Here is a 7,515-nt window from a genome sequence, read left to right on the forward strand (position 1 = left end):
CCGTCCGGGCCGCTGATGGCGGCCGGGGGAGGGGCCCGGCGCCAACGCTTCAGCCGGGGTTGCGCTCCGGGTTCGGCGCAGGGGCGGGCGCTTGGTTACAATCTGCGCCCCCGATGTCGCACGGTTCCCCGGACATGATCGTCCTCGAGGGCCCCCAGGCCCTGTCTGCGTTCCGCCGTGAACGCCTCCAAGCCCGCCTCCAGGCCCTCCACCCCGACCTGCGCCTGCTTGGCGTCTGGCCGGTCTACTGGGTCCAGCCCGAACCGGGCGCACAGCCCGATATCGACGCGCTGAGCCGCATCCTGCAGGCCGGCCACGCCGCCGAGCCGGCGGCGGACGGCGCGGTCAGCCGCTATGCGACGCCGCGCCTGGGCACGCTGTCGCCATGGTCGAGCAAGGCCACTGAGCTGCTGCACGGCGCCGAACTGCCGGTGAAGCGGGTCGAGCGCGGCCTGCGCTACGACCTGGCCGGCTGGCCGGCCGAGCCGGCGGTGCGGACCGCGGTGGCCAAGGTCCTGCACGACCCGATGACGCAGTCGCTGCTGGACACGCGCGAGGCCGGCGAGGCGTTGTTCACCGCGCTGGAGCGTGGCGAGCCCGAGCGCATCGCCCTGGCCGACCTGGATGCCGCCAACGTGCGTCTGGGCCTGGCCCTGGCCGTGGACGAGATCGACTACCTGCGCGAGCGCTACGCGGCGCTGGGCCGGCAGCCGTCCGACGTCGAGCTGATGATGTTCGCGCAGGCGAACTCGGAGCACTGCCGGCACAAGATCTTCAACGCCAGCTGGACCATCGATGGACGCGAGCAACCGCTGTCGCTGTTCAAGATGATCAAGAACACCCACGCCGAGACGCCTGAACACACGCTCTCGGCCTACAGCGACAATGCCGCGGTCGTTGCCGGCTACGGCAGCCGCCGCTTCCGCCCCGATCCGGCCGATGGCCGTTATCGCAGCGAGGACGAGGCCGAGTCGGCGTTCTGCATCAAGGTCGAGACCCACAACCATCCGACCGCGATCGCGCCGTTCCCGGGCGCCTCGACCGGCAATGGCGGCGAAATCCGCGACGAGGGCGCGACCGGCCGCGGCGGCAAGCCCAAGGCCGGCCTGACCGGTTTCTCGGTCTCGCACCTGCGCATTCCGACCCTGCCGCAGCCGTGGGAATCGCCGCGCGCGCTGAACCCTAGGATGGCCTCGGCGCTGGAGATCATGCTCGAGGGCCCGATCGGCGGCGCCGCGTTCAACAACGAATTCGGCCGTCCCAACCTGGCCGGCTACTTCCGCAGCTTCGAGCTCGACCAGGGCCGCGCCGGCGAGGCCGCGCTGGTCCGCGCCTACGACAAGCCGATCATGCTGGCCGGCGGCCTGGGCGCGATCGACCGGGACCAGGTCGAGAAACTGAGCCTGCAGCCGGGCCATGCGGTGATCGTGCTCGGCGGTCCGGCAATGCTGATCGGCCTGGGCGGCGGCGCCGCCAGCTCGGTCGCCTCCGGCACCAGTTCCGAGGACCTGGATTTCGCCAGCGTGCAGCGCGACAACCCGGAAATGGAGCGTCGCTGCCAGGAAGTGATCGACCGCTGCGTCGCGCTGGGCGCCGACAATCCGATCGCCAGCGCGCACGATGTCGGCGCCGGAGGCCTGTCCAATGCGATCCCCGAGCTGCTGCACGACTCCGGCGTCGGTGGCGTGATCGACCTGGACAAGGTGCCCAGCGACGATCCGTCGCTGTCGCCGATGCAGTTGTGGTGCAACGAGTCGCAGGAGCGTTACGTGCTCGGCCTGCCGGCCGAACGCGTCGCCGAATTCGCGGCCCTGTGCGAGCGCGAGCGCTGTCCGTTCGCGGTGGTCGGCCATGCGACCGCGGAAGAGCGCCTGGTGGTCGGCCATGGCGCCACTGTCGAGCGCGTCTACGGCAGCGCCGCGGACGCCGCCGTGCATGCCATCGACATCCCAATGGACGTGCTGTTCGGCAAGCCGCCGAAGATGCATCGCGACACCGTGCGGCCGCCGGAGGCGCCGTGGCCGTCGCTGGACTGGAGCGAACTGTCGCTGCACGACGCCGCGCTGCGGGTGATCGCCCATCCCAGCGTCGCCTCCAAGAACTTCCTGGTCACCATCGGCGACCGCAGCGTCGGCGGCCTGACCGCGCGCGACCAGATGGTCGGCCCGTGGCAGCTGCCGGTGGCCGACTGCGCGATCACCCTGGCCGGTTTCGACGGCTTCGTCGGCGAGGCGCTGTCGATCGGCGAGCGCACCCCGCTGGCCCTGCTCGACGCGCCGGCGGCGGCGCGGATGGCGGTCGGCGAGGCGATCACCAACCTGTGCGCGGCGCCGGTGGAGTCGCTGAACCGGATCAAGCTGTCGGCCAACTGGATGGCCGCCGCCTCGCACGATGGCGAGGACGCGTTGCTGTTCGATGCGGTGCGCGCGGTCGGCATGGAACTGTGCCCCGAGCTGGAGCTGAGCATCCCGGTCGGCAAGGATTCGCTGTCGATGCAGGCGCAGTGGAGCAACGGGCAGGAGGCGAGCCGGTCGGTGTCGCCGGTGTCGCTGATCGTCAGCGCATTCGCGCCGGTGGTCGACGTGCGCACCCAGCTGACCCCGCTGCTCGATCGCGAGGTCGAGTCCGAGCTGTGGCTGATCGGCCTGGGCGCGGGCAAGCAGCGCCTGGGCGGTTCGGTGCTGGCGCAATGCCACCCCGAGGCGGTGCTGGCCGGCGCCAACGGCAGCGAGCTGCCGGCGTTCGCCGGGCAGCCGTCGGAGGACGGGCGCCGCAACGTCGGCGTGCCCGATCTCGACGACCCGCAGCGCCTGCGCGATTTCTTCGAGCTGATCCGCGACGCCCGCGAAGCCGGCCTGCTCAAGGCCTACCACGACCGTTCCGACGGCGGCGCGTTCACCGCGCTGTGCGAAATGGCGTTCGCCTCGCACCTGGGTCTGGAGATCAATCTCGACGGTTGGGGCGACGACCCGTTCCGCACCCTGTTCAACGAGGAGCTGGGTGCGGTGGTGCAGATCGCCAGCGAGGACCGGGCCGCGTTCGCCGACCTGGTCGCGCGCCACGGCCTGATCGATTGCGCCCAGCGCATCGCGCGTCCGACCACCGCCGCGACGATCCGCATCAACGAGGATGGCCAGACCCTCGCCGAATGGCGCTGGGACGCGTTGTTCGATGCCTGGTGGGCGACCACCCACGCGATGCAGAAGCTGCGCGACAACCCCGAGTGCGCCGACCAGGAGCGCGAGGTGGCGCGCCAGTTCGCCGCGCCGGGGCTGCGTCCGAAGCTGGGTTTCGATCCGGCCGAGGACATCGCCGCGCCCTATCTGAATCTGAGCGCGCGGCCGAAGGTCGCGATCCTGCGCGAGCAGGGCGTCAACGGCCAGATCGAGATGGCGCGCGCGTTCGACCGCGCCGGCTTCGAGGCTTTCGACGTGCACATGAGCGACCTGATCGAGGGCCGCTTCGCGCTGGGCGATTTCATCGGCCTGGCCGCCTGTGGCGGCTTCAGCTACGGCGACGTGCTCGGTGCCGGACGCGGCTGGGCGACCTCGATCCTCGAGCGTCCGGCCCTGCGCGACATGTTCGCCGCGTTCTTCGAGCGCGACGGCAGCTTCGCCCTGGGCGTGTGCAACGGCTGCCAGATGCTCAGCCAGCTCAAGCCGATCATCCCCGGCGCAGGCCATTGGCCCGAGTTCCTGCGCAATGCCAGCGAGCAGTACGAGGCGCGCCTGGCCCAGGTCGAGGTGCTGGAGTCGCCGTCGGTGCTGCTGCGCGGCATGGCCGGTTCGCGCCTGCCGGTGGTGGTCGCGCACGGCGAGGGCCGCGCCTCGTTCGCCGACAGTCTGGACCCGGTGACCGCCCGCGTCGCCCTGCGCTACGTCGATGGCGACGGCGAGGTCGCCACGCGGTACCCGCTGAACCCGAACGGCTCGGTCGACGGCATCACCGGTCTGGCCAGCGACGACGGCCGGGTCACGATCATGATGCCGCACCCCGAGCGGACCCTGCTGACGGCGAACCTCAGTTGGGCGCCGGCCGGCTGGGGCGACGACTCGCCATGGCTGCGGATGTTCCGCAACGCGCGGGTATTCGTCGGCTGAGGCGACATGTCTGCGGACGGCCTGATGGCCGTTCGCGCCCGGGTGAGCGGCCAACGCCCTGCGCCGGGTCCGCTGGATGGCCGCCGCCGGGCTGGCGGTGACGCCCGTCGCATCGGACGCCGGGCTCGGGCCGGGTGTCGTCCGGTGGCGGCACCTCGATACAGCATCCTGACCGCGGTCCGCTGCGGCGGCGGTGTCGCGGCGACCTGCTAAAGTCGGTCTCCCGACCCCCGACGGGCATGCAGGCCCGGCAGCGATGGAAGCAGAAATGGTGCGCGCGGATATGGCCCAGGCGGAGACGACCCCGACCCCCGACGAGGCGGTCGAGGCGCGCGTCATCGATGCGCTGCTGGCCAAGGGCCGGCTCAAGGACGCCGATCTGGGCCGCGCGCGCCGGCTGCAGGTCGAGACCGGCGGCAGCCTGCTGGCCCTGCTGGGCCGGCTCGGCCTGGTGTCCGAGCGCGACCACGCCGACGCGGTCGCCGAAGTCACCGGCCTGCCGCTGGTGTCCGCCCAGGCCGCACCGGACCTGCCGCCGGAGGACGTCAGTCTCAGCGTCAAGTTCATGAAGCAGTTCCACGTCTGCCCGCTGAACGCCGGCGAGCACGGCGTCGAGTTGCTGATGGCCGATCCGCAGGACGCCTACACCGTCGACGCGGTGCGGCTGGCGTTGGCGCGCCCGCTGCGCCTGCAGATCGGGCTGCGCTCGGAGATCGAAGCGCTGATCGAGCGCTGGTTCGGCCAGGGCCGCAGCGCGATGGGCGCGATCGTGGAGACCGCCGAGGGCGAGGGCTCCGGCGACCTCGACGATGTCGAGCACCTGCGCGACCTCGCCTCCGAGGCGCCGGTGATCCGGCTGGTGAATCTGATCATCCAGCGCGCGGTCGAGTTGCGCGCCTCGGATATCCATATCGAGCCGTTCGAGAACCGGCTCAAGGTCCGCTATCGCGTCGACGGCGTGCTGCAGGAGGGCGAGAGCCCGCCGCCGAACCTGACCGCGGCGGTGATCAGCCGCATCAAGATCATGGCCAAGCTCAACATCGCCGAGCGGCGCCTGCCGCAGGACGGCCGGATCATGCTGCGGGTGCAGGGCAAGGAGCTGGACCTGCGCGTGAGCACCATCCCGACCGCGCACGGCGAGAGCGTGGTGATGCGACTGCTCGACCGCGAGACGGTGGTGTTCGACTTCAAGCGGCTGGGCTTCACCGACCACTTCCTGCCGCAGTTCCAGAAGGTGCTCGACCAGCCGCACGGCATCCTGCTGGTGACCGGTCCGACCGGCTCGGGCAAGACCACCACGCTGTACACCGCGCTGTCCAAGCTCAACACCCCAGACGTCAAGATCATCACCGTCGAGGATCCGGTCGAATACCAGATCGAGGGCATCAACCAGATCCAGGCCAAGCCGCAGATCGGCCTGGATTTCGCCCATGCGCTGCGCTCGATCGTGCGCCAGGATCCGGACATCATCATGATCGGCGAGATGCGCGACCTGGAGACCTGCCGGATCGCGATCCAGTCGGCGCTGACCGGCCACCTGGTGCTGAGCACGCTGCACACCAACAACGCCGCCGGCGGCATCACCCGCCTGCTCGACATGGGCGTGGAGGACTATCTGCTGACCTCCACGGTCAACGGCATCCTCGCCCAGCGCCTGGTCCGGCGGCTGGACTCGCAGCACGCCGAGCGCTATCCGGCCAGCGCCGAGGAGATCGAGAAGTTCGGCCTGCGCCGCTACCAGCCCGAGGGCGAGATCCACCTGTTCCGTCCGCGGCCGTCGGCGGCCTCGCCGACCGGCTATTCGGGACGCACGACGATCATGGAGTTCCTGGTCATGAACGACGAGCTGCGACGGGCGGTGATGCGCCACGCGGGCATGGGCGAGCTGGAGGAGATCGCCCGTCGCGGCGGCATGCGCACGATGTACGAGGACGGCATCGCCAAGGCCCTGGCCGGCGAGACCACGATCGAGGAAGTCCTGCGCGTGACCGAGGACGCCTGAACCCATGGCGCTGTTTGCCTACAAGGCGCTGAATGCGCGCGGCGAGATGCTGGAAGGCCAGATGGAGGCCGCCAGCAGCCAGGAGGTTGCGCTGCGCCTGCAGGAGCAGGGCCACCTGCCGGTCGAGGCGCGGCCGGCGGGCGAGGGCGGCGGCGGTTCGCTGCTGAAGGGCCTGTTCAAGCCCAAGACGTTCTCCGGCGAGCGCCTGGTCCAGTTCACCCAGCAGTTGGCGACCCTGCTGGGTGCCGGCCAGCCGCTGGACCGCGCGCTGAGCATCCTGCTGGAACTGCCCGAGGACGAGGCCGCCAAACGCACCCTGACCGACGTGCGCGACGCGGTGCGCGGCGGCAGTTCGATGTCGGCGGCGCTCGAGCGTCAGCACGGCACGTTCTCGCGGCTGTACATCAACATGGTCCGTGCCGGCGAGGCCGGCGGCAGCCTGCAGGAGACGCTGGCGCGGCTGGCCGACTACCTGGAGCGCAGCCGTGCGCTGCGCGGCCGGGTCATCAACGCGTTGATCTATCCGGCGATCCTGCTGGTGATGGTCGGGCTGAGCCTGCTGTTCCTGCTTGGCTACGTGGTGCCGCAGTTCGCGCAGATGTACGAGAGCCTGGATGCCGAGCTGCCGTTGTTCACCCAGATCGTGCTCGGCGTCGGCCTGTTCGTGCGGGACTGGTGGATCGTCCTGCTGGTGGTGCCAGGGGTGTTGTTGCTGTGGTTCGACCGCAAGCGCCGCGACCCGGCGTTCCGCGAAGCGCTCGACGGCTGGCTGCTGCGCCAGCGCTTCTTCGGCGGCCTGGTCGCGAAGATGGAGACCGCGCGGCTGGCGCGCACCCTGGGCACCCTGGTCCGCAACGGCGTGCCGTTGATGTCGGCGCTGGGTATCGGCCGCAATGTGATGGACAACCGGGTGCTGGCCGACGATGTCGGCAAGGCCGCCGACGAGGTCAAGAACGGTGTCGCCCTGTCGACCGCGTTGGCGCGCGGCAAGCGGTTCCCGCGGTTGGCGCTGCAGATGATCCAGGTCGGCGAAGAGTCCGGTGCGATGGACACGATGCTGATCAAGACCGCCGAGACCTTCGAGCAGCAGACCTCGCTGGCGCTGGACCGGATGCTGGCGGCGCTGGTGCCGGTGGTGACGGTGGTGCTGGCCGGCGTGGTCGGCGTGGTGGTGCTGGCGGTGCTGACGCCGCTGTACGACCTGACCTCCGCGATTGGGTGAGCCGATGCGCTTGCGAACCACCGGTTCGCGCATCGGCGAACGCCCGGCGCGTCCGCAACGCGCCTCATCCCGTAGGAGCGGCGTGAGCCGCGATCCCCGGCCGCGCCCGGATATCTCCCAAGGTTTGCTGCGCAAACCTTGGGCCCCGCCGCTGCGCTTCCAGACCCCCATTCGCGCTGCGCGCGAATCGC

The 7,515-nt window shown here is 70.6% G+C and carries 3 protein-coding genes; all 3 read left to right on the forward strand.

Annotated features, from left to right (window positions below; genetic code table 11):
* Nucleotides 1–134: 134 nt before the first annotated feature.
* The 3 genes from purL to xpsF all read left to right on the forward strand — a co-directional run bounded on the left by purL (nucleotide 135) and on the right by xpsF (nucleotide 7,324).
* Nucleotides 135–4,100, forward strand: coding sequence for a phosphoribosylformylglycinamidine synthase (gene purL / locus FKV24_RS15130; RefSeq protein WP_141482980.1), 3,966 nt, complete (start codon nucleotides 135–137; stop codon nucleotides 4,098–4,100).
* A 283-nt stretch (nucleotides 4,101–4,383) separates the two neighbouring features.
* Nucleotides 4,384–6,102, forward strand: a complete 1,719-nt coding sequence (gspE, locus tag FKV24_RS15135) for a type II secretion system ATPase GspE (RefSeq protein WP_111267952.1) — start codon at nucleotides 4,384–4,386, stop codon at nucleotides 6,100–6,102.
* Between the two features lie 4 nt (nucleotides 6,103–6,106).
* Entirely contained in the window at nucleotides 6,107–7,324 is a 1,218-nt protein-coding gene (xpsF, locus tag FKV24_RS15140) for a type II secretion system protein XpsF (protein ID WP_111265617.1), read from the forward strand.
* Nucleotides 7,325–7,515 lie beyond the last annotated feature (191 nt).

The sequence above is a fragment of the Marilutibacter maris genome (assembly GCF_006546735.2).
GTDB classification, from domain to species: domain Bacteria; phylum Pseudomonadota; class Gammaproteobacteria; order Xanthomonadales; family Xanthomonadaceae; genus Marilutibacter; species Marilutibacter maris.

Bases quoted from the DNA above. Each gene is read 5' to 3' on its own strand.
- purL (WP_141482980.1), top strand. From the start codon at position 135: ATGATCGTCCTCGAGGGCCCCCAGGCCCTGTCTGCGTTCCGCCGTGAA.
- gspE (WP_111267952.1), top strand. From the start codon at position 4,384: ATGGCCCAGGCGGAGACGACCCCGACCCCCGACGAGGCGGTCGAGGCG.
- xpsF (WP_111265617.1), top strand. From the start codon at position 6,107: ATGGCGCTGTTTGCCTACAAGGCGCTGAATGCGCGCGGCGAGATGCTG.